This window comes from Pseudomonas sp., from assembly GCF_049301935.1.
Taxonomy (GTDB): Bacteria; Pseudomonadota; Gammaproteobacteria; order Pseudomonadales; family Pseudomonadaceae; genus Aquipseudomonas.
The window spans coordinates 65874-89317 of record NZ_JBAQLP010000036.1; the positions used below are offsets into that span (position 1 = coordinate 65874).

Annotated in this window: 23 protein-coding genes; 4 read left to right on the forward strand and 19 right to left on the reverse strand. The window is 56.8% G+C overall.

The genetic code is table 11. From position 1 onward, the window contains the following. Positions 1-63 precede the first annotated feature (63 nt). Entirely contained in the window at positions 64-597 is a 534-nt protein-coding gene (locus WA145_RS04995) for a DUF2062 domain-containing protein (protein WP_422580500.1), read from the forward strand. 51 nt (positions 598-648) lie between these two features. Here the strand turns inward: WA145_RS04995 and WA145_RS05000 are convergent, their stop codons facing one another. The 3 genes from WA145_RS05000 to WA145_RS05010 are packed head-to-tail and all read right to left on the reverse strand — an operon-like array spanning position 649 to position 3834. Beyond that, a complete protein-coding gene (locus tag WA145_RS05000) occupies positions 649-1893 on the reverse strand; it encodes a lipoprotein-releasing ABC transporter permease subunit (protein WP_422580501.1) in 1245 nt (414 codons plus the stop codon). Beyond that, entirely contained in the window at positions 1893-2576 is a 684-nt protein-coding gene (lolD, locus tag WA145_RS05005; protein WP_422580502.1) for a lipoprotein-releasing ABC transporter ATP-binding protein LolD, read from the reverse strand. The genes WA145_RS05000 and lolD overlap by 1 nt, the downstream gene beginning before the upstream one ends. Positions 2577-2583: 7 nt before the next feature. Then, on the reverse strand, positions 2584-3834 hold the full coding sequence (locus WA145_RS05010; protein WP_422580503.1) for a lipoprotein-releasing ABC transporter permease subunit: 1251 nt from the start codon (positions 3832-3834) through the stop codon (positions 2584-2586). A gap of 93 nt (positions 3835-3927) precedes the next feature. Here WA145_RS05010 and WA145_RS05015 point away from each other — a divergent pair, with 93 nt between their 5' ends. The 3 genes from WA145_RS05015 to WA145_RS05025 are packed head-to-tail and all read left to right on the forward strand — an operon-like array spanning position 3928 to position 5537. Beyond that, positions 3928-4509, forward strand: coding sequence for a PilZ domain-containing protein (locus WA145_RS05015; protein ID WP_422580504.1), 582 nt, complete (start codon positions 3928-3930; stop codon positions 4507-4509). 12 nt (positions 4510-4521) lie between these two features. After that, on the forward strand, positions 4522-4824 hold the full coding sequence (locus tag WA145_RS05020) for a phosphodiesterase (RefSeq protein ID WP_422580505.1): 303 nt from the start codon (positions 4522-4524) through the stop codon (positions 4822-4824). Continuing rightward, positions 4821-5537: a glycerophosphodiester phosphodiesterase gene (locus tag WA145_RS05025; protein WP_422580506.1), complete on the forward strand. Its 717-nt coding sequence runs from the start codon at positions 4821-4823 to the stop codon at positions 5535-5537. The genes WA145_RS05020 and WA145_RS05025 overlap by 4 nt, the downstream gene beginning before the upstream one ends. A 73-nt stretch (positions 5538-5610) precedes the next feature. On the opposite strand, the gene WA145_RS05030 is transcribed toward WA145_RS05025, so the two are convergent. The 16 genes from WA145_RS05030 to WA145_RS05105 all read right to left on the reverse strand — a co-directional run. Continuing rightward, entirely contained in the window at positions 5611-5934 is a 324-nt protein-coding gene (locus tag WA145_RS05030) for a ComEA family DNA-binding protein (protein WP_422580507.1), read from the reverse strand. A 167-nt stretch (positions 5935-6101) separates the two neighbouring features. Beyond that, complete coding sequence (locus WA145_RS05035; protein ID WP_422580508.1) at positions 6102-8102, reverse strand: polysaccharide biosynthesis protein; 2001 nt, start codon at positions 8100-8102, stop codon at positions 6102-6104. 450 nt (positions 8103-8552) lie between these two features. Beyond that, a complete protein-coding gene (locus WA145_RS05040; protein WP_422580509.1) occupies positions 8553-9560 on the reverse strand; it encodes an MraY family glycosyltransferase in 1008 nt (335 codons plus the stop codon). Beyond that, the gene (locus WA145_RS05045; protein ID WP_422580510.1) at positions 9557-10525 is read right to left on the reverse strand and encodes an NAD-dependent epimerase/dehydratase family protein; all 969 of its coding nucleotides are present in this window, start codon (positions 10523-10525) and stop codon (positions 9557-9559) included. Before WA145_RS05045 ends, WA145_RS05040 begins: the two co-directional genes overlap by 4 nt. A 143-nt stretch (positions 10526-10668) precedes the next feature. Beyond that, on the reverse strand, positions 10669-11919 hold the full coding sequence (locus tag WA145_RS05050) for an O-antigen ligase family protein (RefSeq protein ID WP_422580511.1): 1251 nt from the start codon (positions 11917-11919) through the stop codon (positions 10669-10671). A gap of 320 nt (positions 11920-12239) precedes the next feature. Further along, positions 12240-13553, reverse strand: coding sequence for an undecaprenyl-phosphate glucose phosphotransferase (locus WA145_RS05055; RefSeq protein ID WP_422580512.1), 1314 nt, complete (start codon positions 13551-13553; stop codon positions 12240-12242). Between the two features lie 654 nt (positions 13554-14207). Beyond that, on the reverse strand, positions 14208-15041 hold the full coding sequence (galU, locus tag WA145_RS05060) for a UTP--glucose-1-phosphate uridylyltransferase GalU (RefSeq protein WP_422580513.1): 834 nt from the start codon (positions 15039-15041) through the stop codon (positions 14208-14210). A 60-nt stretch (positions 15042-15101) separates the two neighbouring features. Next, positions 15102-15983 carry a dTDP-4-dehydrorhamnose reductase gene (gene rfbD / locus WA145_RS05065; RefSeq protein WP_422580514.1) on the reverse strand — a complete coding sequence of 294 codons (882 nt, stop codon included), beginning with the start codon at positions 15981-15983 and terminating at the stop codon, positions 15102-15104. A gap of 623 nt (positions 15984-16606) precedes the next feature. Then, entirely contained in the window at positions 16607-17140 is a 534-nt protein-coding gene (gene rfbC / locus WA145_RS05070) for a dTDP-4-dehydrorhamnose 3,5-epimerase (protein ID WP_422580515.1), read from the reverse strand. Further along, the gene (gene rfbA, locus WA145_RS05075; RefSeq protein ID WP_422580516.1) at positions 17137-18060 is read right to left on the reverse strand and encodes a glucose-1-phosphate thymidylyltransferase RfbA; all 924 of its coding nucleotides are present in this window, start codon (positions 18058-18060) and stop codon (positions 17137-17139) included. Before rfbA ends, rfbC begins: the two co-directional genes overlap by 4 nt. 119 nt (positions 18061-18179) lie before the next feature. Next, positions 18180-18536, reverse strand: a complete 357-nt coding sequence (locus tag WA145_RS05080) for a four helix bundle protein (protein ID WP_422580517.1) — start codon at positions 18534-18536, stop codon at positions 18180-18182. Positions 18537-18700: 164 nt separating this feature from the next. Beyond that, entirely contained in the window at positions 18701-19762 is a 1062-nt protein-coding gene (gene rfbB, locus WA145_RS05085; protein ID WP_422580518.1) for a dTDP-glucose 4,6-dehydratase, read from the reverse strand. Positions 19763-19774: 12 nt separating this feature from the next. Then, on the reverse strand, positions 19775-20884 hold the full coding sequence (locus WA145_RS05090; RefSeq protein WP_422580519.1) for a DUF1972 domain-containing protein: 1110 nt from the start codon (positions 20882-20884) through the stop codon (positions 19775-19777). A gap of 81 nt (positions 20885-20965) precedes the next feature. Next, positions 20966-22087 (reverse strand): glycosyltransferase family 4 protein, encoded by a 1122-nt coding sequence (locus WA145_RS05095; RefSeq protein WP_422580520.1) that lies wholly within the window; start codon positions 22085-22087, stop codon positions 20966-20968. Continuing rightward, entirely contained in the window at positions 22084-23190 is a 1107-nt protein-coding gene (locus WA145_RS05100) for a polysaccharide pyruvyl transferase family protein (RefSeq protein WP_422580521.1), read from the reverse strand. The genes WA145_RS05095 and WA145_RS05100 overlap by 4 nt, the downstream gene beginning before the upstream one ends. 10 nt (positions 23191-23200) lie before the next feature. Then, positions 23201-23444 (reverse strand): hypothetical protein (locus WA145_RS05105; protein WP_422580522.1); only part of this gene is annotated, 244 nt, incomplete at its 5' end.

The following is a 23444-nucleotide window of genomic DNA, read 5'->3' on the forward strand; positions in this document are numbered from 1 at the left end:
GTGAAAGCAGGCTGTCATCAAAGGGTGCATAATGTCGGCGCTTTTACCCGCCAGAGAGCCTTCATGCCGCGTCGTTTATTCAAGCGCTACATGCCTCACCCAGACCGCATCAAGGGCAATAAATCCCTGCGTTTTCTGGGTAGCCTGATCCACGATCCCAATCTCTGGCACCTCAACCGCCATTCTGTTTCACGCGCCATGGCCATTGGCCTGTTCTGGGCGATGATCCCCATGCCTCTGCAAATGGCCGCTGCCGCCATCGTGGCCATACCGGCCCGGGGCAACCTGCCGATTTCGATTGGCCTGGTCTGGCTAACCAACCCGATCACCATGCCGCCAGTGTTCTATTGCAGCTATAAGTTCGGCGCCTGGCTGATGAGCACACCCACCCTGCAAATGCCTGAGCACATCACCCTCAGCTGGGTTGGCCACGTTCTACAAACCCACTGGCAGCCGCTGTATCTGGGCTCTCTGGTACTCGGCCTGTTGCTTGCCTTGATCGGCTATTTTGGCACCAACGCCTACTGGCGCTGGTGGGTGCGGCACAACTGGCGCAAACGCCAGGAAAAACGCCGTCAGCAAGGCGCACAGCACTGATACAAAAAAGCCGTTACTGAGTAACGGCTTTTTTGTTTCTGCCAGCGTAGCTTATTCGTAACGCAGCGCATCGGCCGGCTGAATCTGCGCCGCCCGCCAGGACGGGTAGACGGTGGCCAAAAAGCTCAGGCTGAACGCCGCCCCGCAGATCAACAGCACATCAGACAGCAGCAGTTCAGACGGCAGGTTGCTGATGAAGTACACATCCGAGCTCATCACCTGCTGACCGCTCAAGCGCTCGATCCAGGCCACCAGCTGACTGACATTCAGCGCCGCGAGAATGCCCAGCACCGCGCCGATCAGCGTACCGATCACGCCGATCACCGTGCCCTGCACCATAAAGATGCCCATGATCTGCCCCGGCGTGGCGCCCAGGGTACGCAGGATGGCAATGTCCGCGCCCTTGTCGGCCACCACCATGATCAGCGTGGCGATGATATTGAAGGCCGCCACCGCGACGATCAGCAACAGCAACAGACCGATCATGGTCTTTTCCATTTTCATCGCACTGAACAGACTGCCCTGGGTCAGGGTCCAATCAGTGGCGCGGTAACCCGCACCCAGCTCGCCAACAATCTGCGCGGCCACTTGCGGCGCCTGATACAGATCCTGCAGCTTCAGCCGTACGCTCTGCACCTGGCCCGGCTGCATACGCTGGATATGCGCCGCATCGGCGACATGAATCAGCGCCAGCGAGCTGTCCAGCTCGGCGCCGACTTTGAAGATACCGACCACGTTAAGGCGCTGCATACGCGGGCTGATACCGCCCGGTACGTTGCTCAGCTCCGGCACGATCAACGCCAGCTTGTCACCCACGCGCAACTGGAAGCGCCGCGCGGTGATCTCACCGAGCACCACGCCAAACTCGCCTTCACGCAAGTCGCTCAGACGGCCTTGCTGCATATGCTGGTCGATGATCGACACCTGCGGTTCCAGCGCCGGATCGACGCCGTGCAGCTGCACCGGCTGCATTGCACCGCGCACCGAGAGCATGCCTTCGAGCTCGGCAAACGGCACCGCGGCAAGCACCTGCGGATTGTTCTTCGCGGCAGCCGCGACCTGCTGCCAGTCATCCAGCGGCTGCGCCCCGGCGATGCTGGCGTGCGGCACCATGCCGAGAATGCGCGTGCTCATTTCCTTCTGGAAACCGTTCATCACCGACAGCACCACGATCATCGCCAACACACCGAGGGCCAGGCCAATCATCGAGGTCATCGAGATAAAGGAAATAAAGTGGTTGCGCCGCTTGGCTCCGGTATAGCGGATACCGATAAAGATACTCAGCGGACGAAACATCAGGCGGCCACCAGCTTGCCGTCTTCCAGACGCAGGATGCGGTCCATCTGCTGGGCCAGCTCCAGGTCATGAGTCACCACTAAGAAGGCGGTCTGCGACGCGCTGCTCAGCTCCTTCATCAGGTCCTGAATGCCTTGCGCAGTGTGGTGATCGAGGTTGCCGGTGGGCTCATCGAGCAGCACCAGACCCGGCTGATTGACCAGCGCGCGGGCAATCGCCACCCGCTGACGCTCACCACCGGACAGCTCGGACGGTTTGTGCGCCAGGCGATGGCCGAGGCCGACCCGCTCCAGTAAAGCAGTGGCACGCTGACGCGCTTCGCTGATCGGCGTACGGCCAATCAACAGCGGCATGCACACGTTCTCCAGCGCGGTGAATTCCGGCAGCAGGTGATGGAATTGATAAACAAAGCCCAGGGCGCGGTTACGCAGCAAGCCGCGCTGTTTTTCATTCAGCGCCGACAACTCCTCGCCCGCCAGCCAAACGCTGCCGCTGCTCGGCGTATCCAGACCGCCAAGCATATTCAGCAAGGTGCTCTTGCCCGAACCGGAACTGCCAACGATCGCCACGCGCTCGCCGGGGTGCAGTTCCAGCTGCAGATCCTGCAGCACCACCACCGATTGCGGGCCCTCGTCGTAGCTTTTACCGAGGTTGCGACAACTCAACACTGCACGATCTTGCATAACCTGATCACTCATAGCGCAAAGCCTCCGCGGGCTGGGTACGGGCCGCGCGCCAGGCTGGATAAAGGGTGGCGAGGAAACTCAGGAGCAGCGCCGCGGCACACACCAGCAGCACATCCTGGAGCATCAGTTGCGAGGGGATGTAGTCAATAAAGTAGACATCGGCATTGAGAAACTGCATGTCCAGCAGCGACTCCAGAGCGGCGATGGCGGAACTCACATTGAGCGCGGCGAAGATGCCGAGGACAGCGCCTATGGCGGTGCCGAATACCCCGATCACCGTACCCTGCACCATAAAAATCGCCATGATCTGCCCAGGCGTCGCGCCGAGGGTGCGCAGAATGGCGATATCACCCTTCTTGTCGGTGACCACCATGACAAGGGTGGAGATGATGTTGAAGGCGGCGACCGCGACGATCAGCAGCAGCAACAGACCGATCATCGCCTTCTCCATGCGGATCGCCTGATACAGGTTGCCGTGGGTGCGGGTCCAGTCGCGGGCGTAGTAATCGCCATCGCCCAAGGTCTGCGCCAGCGCCCAGGCGGTACGCGGGGCTTCGAACAGGTCGGCGAATTTCAGGCGAATGCCCTGCACCTGATCGGCCTGCCAGCGCTGCAGACGCGCCAGATCCTGCACATGGGTCAGGGCCAGGTGGCCGTCGATCTCGCCGGCGCCGACATGGAAGATGCCGACCACGGTAAAGCGCTTGAGGCGCGGGAACATGCCAGCCGGAGTGACCGTCACCTCCGGCGCCACAAAGGTGACCTTGTCACCCAGGCCGACGCCGAGTTTGGCGGCGGCCTTGTCGCCCAGCACCATGCCGAACTCACCGGGCTGCAGTGCCTCCAGGCGGCCCTGCTGAAAGAAGTTGCCGATGATCGAGACCTTGGCCTCTTCCAGCGGGTCGACCGCATTGATCAGCACTTTCTGCACCTTGCCATCGTTGGTCAACAGGCCCTGCATCTGGCTGAACGGCGCAACCGCCAGCACCTGCGGGTTGCTTTGCGCCTGTTCGGCCAGGCTGCGCCAATCCTTGAGCGGCGTGGCGCTCTCGACCGTGGCGTGCGGCACCATGCCGAGCACGCGGGTGCGCATTTCATGGTCGAAGCCGTTCATCACCGACAGCACCAGAATCATCACCAGCACACCCAGTGCCAGCCCGATCATCGAGGTCAGGGAAATAAAGGATACGAAGTGGTTGCGACGCTTGGCCCGCGTGTAGCGCGTGCCGATAAATACGAACAGAGGTCTGAACATGTCGGGGGCTGATTCGAGGGAAAAAGAAACGTCCTTGTGGGGGCTTGGCGAGCAGCCTTACACTCTGACTACTACTGCTGCCATGGGTTCACCATGCCGACTCAAGATGAAGATGATCGCCGCGAATACTATCGTATCGACGATACGATCGCACTGGAATTCACCCTGCTCTCAGGTGCCGAAGCCCTGGCCAGTGACGAGCTTCACGACAGCTCACCGCTGTTCAATCTGCTCAGCGATCTGCACCTGATGGACTTCGAGTCGCAGCATCTACTGCGACATATCACCGAACGTGATCGCACCCTGGCCAATTACCTCAAGGTGATGAACAAGCGCATCGACCTGCTTGGCCAGGCCGTGGCGCAGAGCCTGCTGCGCGACATCGGCACGCCACGCAAGGTCAGCCTGTCCGAGGGCGGCGTCAGCTTCAACAACCCTCAGCCCGTGGCTACCGGCGCGCATCTGGCGGTGAAGATGGTGCTGATGCCGCAGGCCCTGGGTTTGCTGCTAAGGGCCAAGGTGGTGCATTGCCAAGCACTGCCGTCGCAACAATTTGAGATCGGCGCGGAATTCGAAGCCCTGAGCGATGCCCAACGCCAGCTACTTGCCCGGCATATCCTGCAACGCCAGGCCCTGGAACGTCGCCAGGCCCGCGAACACCCCCTGCAACCCTGAAAGCGAACCACTATGCCCCGTCTGTTGCTGCTTCTCGCCCTGCTCCTGCCCCTCGGCGCGCATGCCGATACTCTGCAAATCCCCATCGGCCAGCAGGGTGCCGGCGAATTGCGGCTGCCGCAATTCGGCGAATCACAGCGCGCGGTGCTGGAGCGTTTCGGCCTGGCCGATGTAGAGCACCCCAGCGTTGGCAACCCGCCGATCACCCGCTGGGATTACCGCGAATTCAGCGTCTACTTCGAACACAAACACGTGATCAACACCGTGCGCCATCACCAGCCCGGCGCCGCCCTGCACGACAAGGAGCAACAGTGACAGTCATCTATGGACATCGCGGCGCCAAAGGCGAGGTGCCGGAAAACACCCTGGCCAGCTTTGAGCAATGCCTCAAGCATGGCGTGCGCCGCTGCGAGCTGGACCTGCACCTGTCGCGCGATAACCAACTGATGGTGATTCACGACCTAACCCTCAAGCGCACCACCGGCCATCGCGGCAAGGTAGTCGAGCATGACGCCGCCGAACTGGTGCGCTACGACGCGCGTAAAGGCGGCCCTGGCGCCGTCACGCCCTGCCCAATCCCACGGTTGGAGGAACTGTTCCAGCAGTGCGATTTCGAGCACTGGCAGCTGGAAGTCAAAAGTGCTTCCAAGGTGCGCTCGGCGCGGATGGTCAAGGCGATTGCCGAACTGGCTAAGCGCTACAACCTGACTGAAAAAGTCACCGTAACCTCCAGCTCCCGCGAAGTGCTCGGTGCCTTAAAGCACCTGACGCCGCATCTGCAGCGCGGTCTAGTGGCCGAATACGCCTGGCTCGACCCGCTGAAAGTCGCCAAACATTACGCCTGCCACCTACTGGCCCTGAACTGGACGCTGTGCACCCCGGAGCGCCTACTGAAAGCACAGAAAGCCGGCTTGCATGTTTCGGTATGGACGGTCAACGAACCGGCACTGATGCGTCGCCTGGCGGATTTCGGTGCGGACAGCATTATTACCGACTTCCCCGGCCTGGCTGTGGCGACCCTAAAGTAAGGCTCTGCCCCAAGACTGTGTTACAGCAAAAAGGCCGGTCAATAACCGGCCTTTATTACAACTACTGCATGCGTCAGTTGATACTCAACTTATCGCGGTTCTTCTCCAGAGTTGCCTCACCAATACCCTTGACCTCCAACAACTCATCCACCGAAGCAAAGTCGCCGTGCTCATCACGGTAAGCAACAATCGCTTGTGCCTTAACCTCGCCAACCCCCAGCAACTCACGTTGCAGAGTGGCCGCATCAGCAGTATTGAGATTGACTTTAGCGACCGGGGCCACTTGTGCTGTTTCCACAACAGAAGCGGGCTGGGTCTGAGTTTCAGCGGCGGAAACCGCCAGGGACATGGAAGCAAGAACAGCGAACAGCAGAGACGACAATTTAGCTTTTAGCATGTAGCGCATCCTTTCGTTAGTTTTCTCTCAGTGCGTGGGACTTCCCTCTCCACGCCTTTGAAAACTAGCTGCTGTTATGTACTTGTCAAATAACTCGATGCATCTCTGACCGAATCAGCAGCCGCCTGCAACTCATGCCCCGTTCACCAAGGCCTTACGGGATAATCCTACGGATCAAGCCGACGCTTCATATGTATCCAATCAACAATCTCGCCTTCTGGCTTATAACCGCTAACCGTCTCGCGCAACAGCTGGCGCACCCGGTCATAGTCATCACGCTCAACTGCCGCCAAAAGCTCACTGAGCACCACCTTGAAGGCCTCCCATGGCAGATGCTCCTCATTGGCGCGCATGATCATAGGGTGCTCCGTCGGGCTAACGTTATCGCCGATCAGCAGCTCCTCATAGAGCTTCTCGCCAGGGCGCAGGCCGGAAAACTCGATGGCAATATCACCATGCAGATTCTTCTCGGAGCGAACACTCAAACCACTCAGATGGATCATCTTCTCGGCCAACTCGGCAATTTTTACCGGCTGTCCCATATCCAACACAAACACATCCCCCCCCTGGCCCATGGCTCCGGCCTGAATCACCAATTGAGCCGCTTCAGGGATCGTCATGAAATAGCGAGTAATGTTGGGATGCGTCACCGTAACCGGCCCACCACGACGAATCTGCTCATGAAACAATGGGATAACCGAACCAGAAGAACCCAATACGTTGCCAAAACGCACCATAGTGAAACGTGTTTTATTAACCCGATGAACACCCTCATCATCAAGCAATACAGGAGCCTGCTCAGCACTCAACGCCTGCAACACCATTTCCGCCAACCGTTTGGTACTGCCCATCACATTGGTGGGACGTACAGCCTTATCAGTGGAAATCAGCACAAAATTTTCAACACCCGCCTTCACAGCTGCTTGAGCAGTTAATGTCGTACCGAACACATTATTCAGCACACCTTCGGCAATGTTGTGCTCAACCATAGGCACATGTTTGTAAGCCGCAGCGTGATAAACCGTATTCACTTTCCAAGTGCGCATCACATCAAACAAACGTCCAGAGTTGCGGATAGAACCCAGTATCGGTACCAGACGGATAGACAACGACTCGCGACGGATACGCTGCTCCAGTTCGCTATGAATGCTGTAGAGATTGAACTCGCTGTGCTCGAACAACAGCAAGGTCGCGGGACCGGCCGCGACAATCTGCCGGCACAGCTCCGCACCGATGGAGCCACCAGCCCCGGTCACCATCACCACGCGGCCTCGGATACAGCGTTCCAACAGTTCCAGATTGGGCGGTACCGCGTCACGGCCGAGCAAGTCGGCAATCGCCACTTCCTGCAGATCGTCGACTTTGACTCGCCCACTGGCCAGATCCATAAAGTCCGGCACGCTACGCACATGCAGCGGGAAGCCTTCAAGCAACTCGAGGATTTCCCGCCGCCGCGAGCGGGAAAGCGAAGGAACCGCCAAAAGAATTTCCTGAGCGCCTGTGTCGTCGAGCATCCGCTGGATATGCACAGGCCTGTAAACCTGCAGCCCGGCAATGATCTGCGTGGAAATGCTTTTATCGTCGTCGACAAAAGCCACAGGCTGCACCGAGCGCCCTGCACGCAAGGCCGACACTAACTGGTTGCCCGCCGCTCCCGCCCCGTAGACCGCTACCCTGGGCAGTGAATCACGTCGCCCAGGATTGCCAAAAGATAACTGGCGAGCTGCTACATACCAATCACCCATAAAGTATTGGCGCATCAACAAACGCAGGCCGCCCACCAGCAACAGACTGAACCACCAATAGTTGAATACCAGAGAACGCGGCACCAGGGCCGGCGCACCTCGATACCAGTAAACCGCAAGGGACAGAAGCAGCGCGGCAATCGTCACGGCCTTGAAGATCGCCACTAGGGCGTCATTACCGAAATAGCGCATCACAGCGCGGTACATGCCCAGTCGAATAAACAGCGGGATGGCGATAACCGGCGCGGCGATAAACAGCCAGGCATGATCGCCAAATGGATCGATGCGCTTGTCAAAACCCATCCGCACGACAAACGCCAGCCAAAGCGCCAACCAGACCAATACAACGTCCACGACCACTTGCAACAAACGCTTGTAACGCCTTGGAAGACTTAACAATGTAATGCGCAGCTTATCCGTCATCCCTTTCCACCATCACTCACCGGAGCAACCGCAGCGCATCGAACGATGGCCGCGCACAGCTTAGCTCAGCGTGGTTCGGTATAGCCAAGGCAATCTGTCAGGCTATGCCAAGCCAACTGTTGTCGGCGGTTAAGGCTCGTATAGAAGCAAGCTTGCCCACACATCGCGGCCGATAGAAAAGGCTATGTCCCAAAACTATGTTGCAGACCGCTTTTGTGGGTTAGCGGCGCTAGCACTGGTTATCGGGACGCCACGCAATTCGAGGCCGCCCGCCCTTCGTATTACCGCGCTTTATGCACCGTATAACTACTATTCAACACACAAGCGTTAGGTTGGTGCTGAGCGCAGCGAAGCCCAACAGGCGTTGGCGTAGATCGTTGGGCTTCTCTGCACTCCTCAACCCAACCTATGGTTTATCGCCTCGCAACACGCAATTGGGACAGAGCCTATTTATTCGGCAACTCCGGCGCGCAGTTTCCAGGCCAGCACCAATAACGGGGTATAGGCGATCAGCAAGCCCGCCAGGCCATCCAGCCCACCCAGCACCACCCACAGCGCAATCGGCAATAGCCAACACAGATTCAACAACGCCACGCCCAGGGTGACCGGCAAGTGCCTGCCGCAGCGCCGCGCCGCGTGCTGATAGGCATGGCTGCGATGCGCCTCATGCACCCGCTCGCCGCCGAGCAGGCGACGCAGCAGCGTCAGGGTGGCGTCGACCACAAACACTCCCAGCAGAATCAGCCAGGCCCAGAGCAGCTCGGCCGAGATCCAGGCCGCCTGCAACAGCATCACGCCCAGAACCATGCCGAGAAAACCACTCCCCGCATCGCCCATGAAAATCCGCGCCGGCGGGAAGTTCCAGTAACAGAACCCCAGTACCGCACACGCCAGCGCCAAGGGCACCCACAGCAGTTCGGCATGCCCGCTCAGCGCGTACAACAATGCGCCCCCCAGGCAGACGGCGAGTGCCTCCACACTGGCGATACCATCGATACCGTCCATAAAGTTGTACAGGTTCAACAGCCAGACCAGGCCCAAAGCGGCCAACCCATGCCCCAGCCAGCCCAGCTCCAGCGAACCCCCCATTACCGCCACGGGCGGCATGCCACCGAGCCAGTACAGAGCCCAGGCGGCCGCAACGAAGTGCCCCAACAGACGCCAGCGGGCCGCAATATGGCCATGATCGTCAAGCAACCCCAGGAGGGCGACCCCGCTACCGGAGCCCAGCATGGCCCACATCAGCGCATCGTCCAGGCCGCCGCGGTAGGCCAGCCAAGGCAAGGCCAACAGAAAAGCCAACACCAGCGCCACCCCGCCACCGCGCGGGGTCGGCACCGAATGGGAGCTGCGTCCGTTGGGAATATCAAGCAGGCTGCGCGCCAGGGCATAGCGTCGCATGCGCCCGGTAAGGAACCAGGACAGCAGCACGATCAGTAGCAATAAGCCGATCATCATTGGTCAGGCCGCGCGAGAAAGTCTTCAGCGGTTTTTCTCAAGGCCTCGGACACTGCATGTGCGGGTTGCCAGCCCAGCAGCGTTCTGGTCTTTTCAATATCCACACGCAGCTCGCCACACAGGCGCTGAGCCACCGCGCGCCGGCCCACCAGTTGCAGACCGCTGCGCAACCAGCTCCGCGGAACCGGCAGCAACCGGGCGGGACGCTGCAGCGAGTGGGCCAGATGCCTCGCCAGTTCGGCAACGGACCAATCATCGCCATCGCTGACCATAAAGGTCTGGTTCGCCGCCGCCGGATGCGCCAGGCAGGCCAGTACAAGGCCCAGCAGATTATCCAGCGAGACCAGGCTGCGCCGGTTATCCAGCGCCCCCAGAGGCAGCGGCAGGCCACGGGCCAGGCTGCCCATCAGGCGTTGGAAGTTGGCCCGCACCCCAGGGCCATAAACCAGTGGCGGCCTGATAATCACCCACTGCATCCCCGTGCGCTCACACAGGGCCTGCAAGGCCTGCTCGGCTTCCCACTTGGAGAGCCCGTAAGCGTCACCCGGACGAGGCCGATCGGCTGCGCCGAAGGCGCACCCCGGCGGGGTTTCCTCGCCATTGACCTTGACCGAACTGATCAACACGAAACGTTTCACCCCGGCCTCGGCGGCGGCCGTGGCCAAACGCAGCATGCCCGCGACATTCACCGCGCGAAAGGCGGTCAGCGGATCCGTGGCCGTTTCATCCAGCACATGCACCCGCGCCGCCGCATGCACCAGTACATCGATGCCTTGCAACGACTCGGGGCTCACCGCCGCCAGCGCCAAATCGCCCAGCACGCGTCGCTCACAGGGTAGCTCGTCCTCGGCCAGCGCACTCGCCTGGCGCAACCCCGCAACCGCGTCAACCCCGTCCAGGGCCAGCAAGCGCTGCAACAGCGCCCGCCCGACAAAGCCATTGGCCCCGCTAACCAGCACTCGCATCAGGCGGCACCTGAGGATTCGACTACAGCCGGGGTCATTGCCTGCATGGTCCGCTCCCGCAGATAAGCTTCGATTCGCTCGACACAATACATGCTCGCCGGGGCGAAACCAGTACCACCCACACCTGAAGCCCAGGTGTCGAGTTAAGCGCTGCCCGCAGACTGCTCGTCGGCCTTACCGGGCTGCACGCCCAGCAGAATTCCCACCGGGAACCAGAACAGCACCCAGTACGGGCTCGGACGATGGAAGATGGCGTAGACATCCGACACCATGGCGACCATGGCATACACCAGCAGCGCTATGCCCAGCCGCGCCAAGGGCTGAGCCCGGCATTGCCAGCCCTTCCATAGCAGACTCAAAAGTAGCAGGACGAACAGAACGATGCCGACAATGCCGTATTCGTACCAGAGTTGCAGGTACAGGCTATGGGCGTGGATCACACTGGAATAGTGAGGTCGTGGAAAGGCGAACTGAAAATCGACGCCGGCGCCGGCTCCGGCTAACCAGAATGCGGGTAAACGCTCACTCCAGTTGCCCCAGATCAGGTCACGATTGTTAACGCCCACAGCTCGTTCATTCTGGATCTCAGGCCAGAATAGATAGACAGCGATCAGTATCAACACGCAGCCCGCGCCGAGCAGGCTGCGCGAGCGGGTATTGGGAAATAGCAGCAACAGCACAAGACCGCCCGCCATTGTGGAAAACCAGGCCCCCCGGGAGAAGGTGAGCAGCACATAGGCCAGCAACCCGAGCATACCCAACGCCAGCACAATGGCCTGCCAGACACGCAGCTTTAACCCGACGAACAGGTAGGTCAGCAGTACCGCAAACACACCATAGTACAGACCCGCGATAACCGGATGTTTGAGGTCCGCCAGGCCACGCCAGCCCAATTCGCTTAAGCGACCGGCAAAGCGAATCTTGTTGTACTCCAGCGATTTGTCGAGCACGCCGAACTGGTAATAAAGGGTCAGCCAGGCAAAGAGCGCGGCCAGAACCACCACGGCAACCAGCAAGCCGTTAAAAGCTTTCTGATGGCGTACCAGGTTGGCCACGGCAAAGACGTACAGCAGAATCAGCCCAACGATTTTCAGCCAGTAGGCCGAATCTTTAGCGGAGCCTGAGTTGAACACGCTGCATAGCACCACCCAGGCCAACAGACCTAGCAAGACAAGCCCGGGAGCCTGACGCCAGGTGTCCAGCGACAAGCGCCGCCACAGCAACAGCAGCAATGCCGGCACAAACAACAGCAGATACATCTGCGTCGCGTAGCGGCTGCCGTCGTTGTTAAACAGCAGCCCGGTCAACTGCACAAACAGGCCCAGTGCCAGAATCCATAACCAGACCGTGGGTAGTACCGCACCGGGTGTCGTCAATCGCTGAGTAAAACGCACAAATCTTCCTTCCAGTTTTCTGAGACCAAACAGCCCTAGCCCAGCAGGGGCTTTCAATAGGCTAAGCAGCAGATATGTGTTGAGTCATCCCGAACGGCTCGATAATACGTAGGGTGGGTTAGGCACGAACCAGGATCAGGTAAGCCCCATCGACGCTCAACGCGCCGTAACCCACCATGGCGGTCTGGCGACAAACCACAATGGAGCGTTGCACGATGGCACGGCTTACGCCGAATAGCCCCCTCACCTCCAGCCCCTCCGGCAGGGAGAGGGGGGCAAATCGCGTCCGGCAAGACAACACATGACCGGTGCATAGCCCGTCAATAGGCGTTCTTGTTGATAAAACCCTTGAACACCGTCAGGAATACAATCTTTAAATCCAGCCAGAGCGACCAATTGTCGATATACCAAAGGTCATACTCGACGCGCTTCTGCATCTTCTCCAGAGTATCGGTCTCGCCACGGTAGCCGCTGACCTGAGCCCAGCCGGTGATACCAGGCTTGACCTTGTGCCGCTGCATATAGGACTCGACCAGGTCCTTGTAATACTCGTTATGGGCCAGGGCATGGGGGCGCGGGCCAACGATGGACATACGGCCCTGCAGCACATTGAAGAACTGCGGGAGCTCATCCAGGCTGGTACGGCGCAGAAAAGCCCCCAAGGGAGTGATGCGAGCATCGCTGCGAGTAGCCTGAGTCACCCCACCAGACTCTTCCTGATGCAGCACCATCGAGCGGAACTTGTACACCTTGAAACGCTTACCGTTGATACCCGTACGGTGCTGCTTGAACAGAATAGGCCCAGGCGAAGTGAGCTTGATGGCAATACCGATGGCCAGGCACACCGGCACTATCATCAGACTGATTAGCGCGCCCAGCAGCATATCCTCCAGACGCTTGATCACCCGCGCCGGGCCATCCATCGGGCTGCAGCTCAGGTCCAGGGAATAGAGCCCGGCGATATGGCTGACCTTGTGATTGAGTAGGGGGATGTCGCCCCACTCGGGAATAAAACGTACTTCGACCGTATGGTGACGCAGGGCATAGAGGATCGAGCGCAACGCCCCACCCTCGCTCAACGGCAAGCACAACCACACCTCGTGCACGGCATGCTCGTTGACAGCCTGGACCAAGTCATCCAGCCATTGCGGGCCACCTTCGGCAAAGGCCAGGGTATGGGCAATGGTAAAGCCGGACTCGCCCAGCGCACGGCCATTACTCAGGCGCTGCTCTGTCTCACCGCCCGCGCCCACCAACAGTACTGACTTGAGGTTGCGACCACCGGCGCGGAGCTGACGTAGCAAGAGAAAAACCCCAAGGCGCATCAACAGGCTCAACGAGAACCCGATAAGCAATAACGTGATAAACCATAGCCGCGAATAGTCCCCCGACACCTTGAGGAAAAACGACAGGGACAAGAGTATGCCGGCAGCGGCTATCCAGCCGATTAACAACCGGCTGACCTGACGCAGAAACGGCTTGCCACGCTGTGAGCCATAGGCCCCACTCATACCCAGGCTAAACACCAGGACGATGGCGGTCAGCAGGGTTGCCGTTTCGTAGCGCCCGGTCATTTCAAAGGCATGAAAACGCCAGTAATGGGCCAAAAAACCTGCGGCAATCACCAGAGCCATGTCCAGGAGCGCAACAAATAGCGGAACGGGATAACGTTCAGCAAAAGTAGGCTGATAACTCGGAATGGATTGCATATCCTTTACAAAACTCCAAACAATTAAATGTTAAAAACAACGAATGTTAATGCTCAGCACCGCAAAAGCCCATGAAAAATGCCACCAGCCCTCAACTTCAACCCCCAGCACAACATTGTGAGAGACTCCCGTCGTCCAGACGCCGCGCTGTCGCGCAGAAACTGTGTAGGAGCCAGCGTGCAGATTTGATTTTTACATGTATAGAACGGGTTATTTTTAGGCTATGTACCTGTTATGTGTTGAATCGTCTCGAACAGTTATACAGTGCATGAAGCGCGGTAATACATAGGGTGGGTTAGGCGCGAGCCGGGAACAAGCAAACACCATCGGCTCTCACGCGCCGTAACCCACCATGATGGTCTAACGGGAAACCGCAATGGTGGGTTACGCGGCGCTCGAATGGCGTGGCGCCCCCATAACCACACCTCCTACGCCGCTAACCCACCCTACAAAATCGGCCTGCAACACATAATCGGTACATAGCCCATTTTTAGTTTTACAAGCGGGTTTTAGCCTCGACAAGCTTCCACCACATCGCCGCCAAAGCCCCTCCCAGGGATTATGTAGCGGGCGGCTACCTTACTGTTCCTTCTTGTAAAACTGCTCAAAACAATAATTAGTCGCCTCGACATAGCCTTCGGCACTGCCGCAATCGAAACGCTGACCCTTGAACTTGTAAGCCAGCACAGCGCCCTGCCGGGCCTGTTTCATCAAGGCGTCAGTAATCTGTATCTCGCCGCCCTTGCCGGGCTCGGTATCGGCAATCAGCGAGAAGATATCGGGGGTGAGAATATAGCGACCGATAATCGCCAGATTGGAGGGGGCCTCTTCGGGCTTCGGTTTCTCGACCATATGGCTGACGCGGTAGAGATCGTCGCGGATCATCTCGCCGGCGATCACGCCATACTTGTGGGTCTCCTCGCGGGGTACTTCCTGAATCGCGACAATCGAGCAACGGAACTGACGATACAGCTCGATCATCTGCAACAGCACCGGGTCGCCCCCGGGGTTGACGCACAGATCGTCGGCCAGCACCACGGCGAAGGGCTCGTCACCGATCAGTTGCTGCCCGCACAGAATGGCGTGCCCGAGGCCCTTCATTTCCACCTGACGGGTATAGGAAAAGGTACAGGCATCGATCAGCAGCCGCGTGCTATCCAGATAACGCTCTTTATCCGTGCCCTGGATCTGATGCTCCAGCTCGTAGCTGATATCGAAGTGATCCTCCAGCGCGCGCTTGCCGCGCCCGGTGATCACCGCCATATGCTGCAGGCCGGCCGCGTGTGCTTCCTCGACGCCATACTGGATCAGCGGCTTGTTGACGATGGGCAGCATCTCCTTGGGCATGGCCTTGGTGGCCGGGAGAAAGCGCGTGCCGTAACCAGCTGCGGGGAAGAGACATTTGCGGATCATGTGAAACCCTTAAACCTTAAAGACGAAAAAACGGATAGATCAAGCGAGGCATGTACTCAGCTACTGCCCTGCCAGCTCCAGCAAGACGGCGCGCAACTCATCGCGCCAATCGGCAGGTGTTATCTGCTGGGCCTGTTGCAGGCGGCTGCAATCCATGACCGACCAGGCCGGGCGCTTTGCCGGCGTGGGGTACTGCGTCGTGCTGATGCCATGCACCACAGGCACCCGCGGCAGCATGCACAGCTCGTGGGCCTGGGCGAAGATCTCCTGCGCAAAGCCATGCCAACTGCAGGCCGGCATGCCGCTGTAATGATAGAGCCCCCACTGCAAGGCACCGCTGTCGTGGTACTGCTGCGCCAGGGTCCATAGCGCACGGGCAATACTCGCCGCCGAGGTCGGGCAGCCTTGCTGATCGGCCACAACCGACAGCTCATCGCGTTCACGCCCCAGGCGAAGCATGGTCTTGACGAAGTTGTTGCCATGCGCGCCGAATACCCAGCTGGTGCGCAGGATCATATAGCGGCTGCAGCCCGTCGCCAGGGCCAACTCGCCTGCCAGCTTGCTCGCGCCGTAGACCCCGCTGGGGGCAGTTGCATCCTGCTCGTCATAAGGGGTGGTGGCATCCCCGGCAAACACGTAGTCGGTGGAGATATGCAGCAAGGGGACGCCCAGCCGCTCGGCGGCGACCGCCAGATAGGCGACCCCGTCGCGATTCACCGCGTAAGCCCGCTCCGGCTCGCTCTCGGCCCTGTCCACCGCGGTGTAGGCCGCCGCATTGATGATCAGCTGCGGTTGCACCCGCTCAACCACTGCCGTCACTTGCGCCGCATCGGCAATATCCAGCTCTGCCGAGCCCAGACCTATCGCCTCGAACCCCGCAGGTACCAGGCGCATCAGCTCATGACCGACCTGGCCATGAGCACCGGTAATCAATACACGCATATAAAAGTCTCAAGATTGGAAAAATATCAGGCGTGATGTCGCAGCCGAGGGTTGACGACCCCTAGGGTGCCACTCGCCGCAGGCAGTGCACCGTAGCTTATCGTCGCCGCATAAAGTGGCCAGGTTGTCGCTACGATCCTGAACAGCCGGCATCCCGAGCCGCCCTAAATCCTATCGCCGCCATCTACCGCCATGCACATTCAACTCCCTCGCCCTTAGGGGAGAGGGCTGGGGTGAGGGGAAAATGTCCTGGCCGTACACCATTCCCAGCAACACCAAACATCCTCTCACCCAAGAGAGGGGGGTCTAGCCACGCTACGAGTCGATAACCCGACCATGGGCAAGAGTGCAAAGCCTGGCTGACGGGCATCAGGCTGGAATAAGCACTGCCGCCCGCCCTAGTGTCGGGTCACAGATCATTTGTCGTGGAACCCCATGCGCCGTTAGCCATCTGGCTTGTAGGAGCGGTTGGGCGGCACTCCGCTGGACGGCACTCCGTTGGGCGGCACTCCGCCATGCCGGCGATTCGCACGCATGGATTAGGCATCCCCGCGGTTCCTACAGGTTTGCGACAGTTGACCCCTGTCGCGACACTAGCCATCCTTTGCCCCTCAGCACCTCGATTAACGAACCAGATCACGCAACCCGGGGTTACGCATATCCTTGGCCGACAATTGCGGCTCGCTGATGGGCCAGGGAATATTCACATCCGGGTCATTCCAGATCAGCCCGCCCTCGTCTTCCGGGAAGTACAGGTCGGTGCACTTGTACTGAAAGTCCGCCACCTCGCTCAGCACACAGAAACCATGGGCATAGCCTGGCGGCACCCAGAGCTGACGGTGGTTTTCGTCGTTCAACTCCACCCCAACGTACTGGCCGCAGGTCGGCGATTGCGGGTCGATATCCACAGCCACGTCATATACCGCGCCGCGGCTGACACTGACCAGCTTGCCCTGGGGCCGGGTGCGCTGGAAATGCAAACCACGCAAGACCCCACGCTGCGAGCGCGAATGGTTGTCCTGGACAAAGGGCAGATCGATGCCCGCCTGGCGATAGCGCTCGACCTGGAACGACTCGAGGAAAAAACCGCGATGATCGCCAAACACCTTGGGCTCGATGATCAATACACCGGGCAGGACTGTCTCGATGACCTTCACTGAACGGCCTCCTGGGTCAGTAGGCGCTGAAGATATTGTCCATACCCGGTTTTACTCAGCGCTTCGGCTTGCCTGGCGAGTTGCTCGGCGGCGAGCCAGCCCTGGTGGTAGGCGATTTCTTCCAGACAGGCCACCTTCAAACCCTGGCGCGCCTCGATGGTATGCACAAAGTGGCTGGCCTCCATCAACGAGTCGTGGGTGCCGGTATCCAGCCAGGCGAAACCACGGCCAAGCAGGCTGACATGCAAGTCACCGCGCTGCAGATAGGCGTTGTTCACATCGGTGATTTCCAGCTCGCCGCGATGGGATGGTTTTACCTGCTTGGCAATTTCCACTACGGAGTTGTCGTAGAAATACAAACCGGTCACCGCATAGCTGGACTTGGGTGCCGAGGGCTTTTCCTCAATCGAGATCGCCTTACCAGCGCTGTCGAATTCCACCACACCAAAGCGCTCGGGGTCGGACACGTGGTAACCGAATACCGTGGCACCGCTTTCGCGTTGGGCGGCATCGCGCAGCATGGAACTGAAGCCATAGCCGTAGAAAATATTGTCGCCGAGGATCAGACATACGCTGCTATCGCCGATAAACGACTCGCCGATCAGAAACGCCTGCGCCAAGCCATCCGGCGAAGGCTGCTCGGCATAGCTCAACTCGATGCCGAACTCGGAACCATCGCCCAGCAGCTTGCGGAAATTCGGCAAGTCTTCCGGGGTGGAAATGATCAATACCTCGCGAATGCCGGCCAGCATCAGCACCGACAAGGGGTAGTAGATCATCGGCTTGTCATAAACCGGCAGCAATTGCTTGGAAACGCCCCGGGTAATGGGGTGTAAGCGCGTACCGGAACCACCGGCGAGAATAATGCCTTTACGGGAGAGGGGTGAGGGGTGAGTAGTGAGGGGGTTGCTGTTTGTCATATCAGTCCGCTGTCTCAAAGTTAATTGGTGAGGGGCGAGGGGTTAGGAGCTAGGGGTGGAGCGGTGCGAGATGCATCGCACGCTCTTGCGTTTACCCCTCTCCCCTTACTCTTCTCCCCTTACTGTACCGGGCTCTTCAAGGAGTTAATCAAGCCGCCGAGTTGCGCAAAAACCTGATCGATGAGCACAAGAGGCTCTTCGGCGCTGCGGATAAAACCGACCCGCTGCGCAAGCAAACATTGCGTTTCCAGTTCGCTGAGCGAGCCGCGAGCAATGACCAGAAAGCGCAGGAATTCGGCCATACTCTCTCGCGCAGCACCCTCAGCGATATTACTGGGCACAGAAACTGCCGCTCGTCGCATTTGACTGGTCAGCCCATATTGCTCGGAAGCCGGAAAATTCTTGGTCAACTGGTAGATATCCTCGACCAGCTGCATGCTCAACTTCCAGGCTCGTAAGTTGTGGTGAGTTCTCATTAACAGCGTCCTTGCTTGGGAGGGGGTTATTAGGGGTTAGGGGTGAAGGGTGAGGAAGGCACGCGCCCTCGCTTTACCTCTCTTCCCTAACACCTCCCCTCACACTGAGAGGTGTAAGGAGCGCGCGAGCCTCGCTATTACCCCTCACCCCTTACCATTCACCCCTAACAACCAATCCTTTCCAATTGATATTCGCCGCTCAGTACCCGTTCCCACCACTGGCGATTGTCGAGGTACCACTGTACAGTCTTGCGCAGCCCCGTTTCGAAGGTTTCCTCCGGCTTCCAACCCAGTTCGCGCTCGATCTTGCTGGCGTCGATAGCATAACGGCGGTCATGCCCCGGTCGATCCTTCACAAAGGTAATCAACGCCCTGTAGGAGCCGCGATCCGCATCCAACGGCACCAGCTCATCGAGCAGGTCACAGATCGTCTCCACCACCTGCAAATTGCGCTTCTCGTTATGCCCGCCGATGTTATAGGTCTCACCCACCACGCCGCGGCTGACCACCTCGCACAGGGCCCGCGCATGATCTTCCACATACAGCCAGTCACGAATCTGCGAGCCGTCGCCATATACCGGCAATGGCTTGCCAGCCAAGGCATTGAGGATAACGTGCGGGATCAGCTTCTCCGGGAAGTGGAAAGGCCCGTAGTTATTCGAGCAATTGGTCAACAGCACCGGCAGGCCATAGGTGCGCTGCCAGGCACGCACCAGATGGTCGGAGCTGGCTTTGGAGGCCGAATAAGGCGAGCTGGGCGCATAGGACGTGGTTTCGGTGAACAGATCATCCGTCCCCTCAAGGTCGCCATATACCTCATCGGTGGAAATATGATGAAAGCGGAACACCGCCTTCTGCTCGTCCGCCAAGCCGTTCCAATAACGGCGGCTGGCCTCCAGCAGGCTGTAGGTACCAACGATATTGGTCTGAATAAAATCCGCAGGGCCATCAATGGAGCGGTCCACATGGGACTCCGCAGCCAGATGCATCACCGCCGTTGGCTTGAACTCGGCAAACACCGCATCCAGGGCCGCGCCATCGCAGATATCCACCTGATAAAAGTGGTAACGCGGCGAATCGGACACGGAAGCCAAAGACTCCAGATTGCCGGCATAGGTCAGCTTGTCGAGGTTGGCCACCTCGGTGGCGGTATTGTCAATCAGGTGACGAACCACAGCAGAGCCGATAAAACCGGCACCGCCGGTGACAAGAATGCGAGAAGTCATAACGTACTCATCTTATTTACTTGGGTACCAACGGGTCAGCAATTCTTCGTACTCGCGTAATACCTGGGGCCAGGTAAAACGCTCATGAAAGCGTGCCAGGCTTGCAGCCTTCATCCGCGCCATAGCCGCGTCATCCGCCAACAAGCTATCAAACGCAGCTGCACAGGCTGACTCATCCTTAAAATAGGCAGCGCCAGGACCGGCCACCCAGCGGTTGAAGTGGTTATCGTGAGCAATCACCGCACATCCCGCACCCAAACCTTCAACCAGGGATGGATTGGTGCCGCCGACACGGTGGCCGTGCAGATAGAAACGGCTGAAAAAACGTAACGCCTGAACGATGGAGGCCTCATAAATCGCCCCAGGGAAAATCACCTCATCGCTGGCAGCTTCCATCACTTGACGATGAAAGCTATTGCTTTGCGGTGTGAAATTACCCAACACGACCAACTTGTGATTACGGCGAGTCTTACTGAAAGCGCGCACCATCTCCAGAAATGAATTCTCCGGCTCGGGACGCGCAATAATGATTGAGTACTGATGCGGCTCAATACCATAAGGGGTCAGCAAATCGATATCAGCGGACTCTACCTGATCACCACCATAGGGGATCATGGTGATTTTGTCGGCGCTAACACGGGTAGCAAGATGCTCCTTGATCTTCGGGTGATCCGCTACCAGATGATTACCAACCCAACAGCCTGCGCGCTCGTTAAGCCAGAACCAGGTTTTGGCGATAAATCCCCACTTATCGCGACGCCACTCAATACCATCCATATTGATGACATTGGTCTGCCCTTTGATACGCTGCATCAAATTGAAAATCGCAGTGTTGTAACCTAGCGTCAGGAAAAGGCCCTGCTGAGAAAGTGCGTGACGGGTCGCCTTCAAGTCAAAAATCACAGTACCTGCGGCACCATCCCGACTGACCGGAATGTGTATACGGCGCACGCCTTGCCAGTTACTTTCCCAGCGATCACCTTCACCATTCTCTTGGCAATAAACAGTAACTTGCCATCCCTTGGCCACGAGAAAAAGAGAGAGCTTTTCAGCAAACGTTTCGAAGCCACCATGCTTAGCTGGTATGCCTCGAATGCCTAAAATAGAAATCCGATACTCCATCCAAGATCACCAAATCAAAATTTAATCAGCCAAACCCGCAAGCAAAAAACTATAACCCCCAACACATTTCAACATATAAAATTATGCAAAAGCCTTTACTCTAGAAACAGCTTTGCTATAACCTTGAAGAGTCGCTTCTGCAGTCTTATCCCACGTGTAATTCGAGACAACTCTATCATGCATACGCTGGTCAAAATCCTGCGTCATAACATCAACCACACCTTGCCTTATACTTTGCAAAGAGGACGGATCACAATACCTTGCATAAGAGCCAAAGTAATCCCTGGTATCACCCTTCTCGGTAATCAATAGGTTACATCTCATGGCGGCAGCTTCTAAAGACGAAAGGCCAGGAGTCTCCATCCAAGAGACTAAGGCATGAGCCTTAGCAACTTTATATAGAGCCGGAAGCTCCTCATGAGGCAAGTAATCAATAAAATGTACATTCTCAGGTGCTTCAGCCAAGCACTGCTGATAATACCCTTGAGCGTTAGGCCCTGACTTACCAACTATCACCAACTTATATGGGAGCCCTTCCATAGCACGGATCAGTTGAAGCTGACACTTTCTTCCCTCAATACGAGCAGCACTTAAAAGGCAACCTTCAAAAGCCATATACTTTTCAGGAATAGAAACAGAGTCGTAATTGAATACATTCACATCAACAGCATTGGGCACCGAAACATATTCAACACCATTCAAGTTCATATCTTGCTCCACCCGCCTCATCTCCGACTCTGAGTTTGGCAAATAAACATCAACCATTGAGCAAGCCTGCAACTGAAGACGATGGTATCCAGTCATCAACAACTTGATTGTCCCCTTATGAAACTCCCCATTTAAAACAGCCCGAGCCGCAACCTTACAATACTCAATAGAATAATTTCCAAGAATATTAGAAAGCACACCATAAATACCACCACGGGCATACCTATCGTATTCTACATACTCACCCCAAATAGTAGAAAGAGCGACCGGCTTACCATATGATTTGGCATTTTTTATCTGAAGGTAAATTTCCTGTGGATTTCTAAGATTAAAAACATGAACTACATCATACGCTGAAACATCAGGTTCAAGATCTGTCGTCACATCAACAACAACACCTAGATTCCTCAAATACTCAGCCGTTTTCAATATTTGAGTGGTGTCTCCACCTGGGCTTGAGAAAAGCGTAACCCTACTTTGAAAAAGGACTTTCATTTTCCGCACCTTCTTACAGCATCAATCAGTAAATTCTCGTAGCTTTTATCTGCCGTCAGACGTTCGCAAGAATCAAGGAAAGAGCTTTCTCTTGAGCGAACGTCGTCAAGCACATCAGCCAAGTCAGTCAAAGCCAAATCATCGCCTTGTAGAACCTTACAAAAGTCATCCATTCCCAACTCGCTACAGAGCCCCAGAATCTTGTCATCATAAGCAATAGACAACACTGGAACTCCAGCCATAACACTTAAAACCAAACCATGAAACCGCATACTAACAATAGCGCCATAGCCGGAAATAACTGAAAGGATTGATCCAATACCCATATCAGCTGAAAGAGGCTTAATCCCCAATGAATCCACACCAACCTGCTCTCGAATAGCATGAGCGAAAGACACATCCTCTCTCAAATCAAAGCACAACAAGTCTACCCCCCCCCCTTCCCTTAAAACTTCTTGTATCTTTTCCGCCCAGAAAGCAACCTGAACATCGCCATAGGACACCCAAGGTCTTAAAATAAAAGCAACTTGACTCCGCCCACTACTCCCATTTACCTCTGAACGTTTCGCAGGGATACCAAATACAACATCATTACATAGCTCAATATCTCTACTTACTCCATATAGACGCAAGTTACGAAGCGACAACCTATCCCTAACAGTTACAAATTTAGCCCATCCAACTATTTTTTTTACAAAAAAAACACCAAGCCATCCTTTGGGAGAGTGAAAACTATTAGCATGCACTACATAATCAATATGCCTTAATCGCAAATACAGCACTCTTGAGAACCAAGATACCAGATGCCCCATACTATATTCATAAAACAACCCACCACCGCCGATAACAACAACATCCCCACTATGAAACCTAAATCTACGACACAAGCGCAAACGAATAAAGTTCTTTATTATCTGCACAAAATCCCAGATACAGCAGTAATCAACAAACTCGCCCTCGAAATTTGGAAAGTTCTTCCTCGATACGTTCTTATCAAAAGTGAATACTTTTATTTCTTGTTCAGAACGTGCCTTAACGAGTGAAGCTATCATAGACAAGCAAATAAGCTCATCCCCTAAATTGTCTCCACCAAAACCACCCATAAGTATAACCCTAGACAAATCTCACCCCTTTCCTCAAAGCCAACCCCAGAAATAGAAATAGAGAAAAACAAGCGGCAAAAAAATTCGAGACTATTACAATTTTATAAAACCGAATCAACTCACCTTCCTCCATAAAGAAACACAAAGAACCAACCAATAAAACAACTCCCATAATTCCAGGAAAAACTCTTAACCAGCCCGAGCGGAAAAGAAGCATATAAACCGAGCACACAGACATAATCACCTTAAAAAGA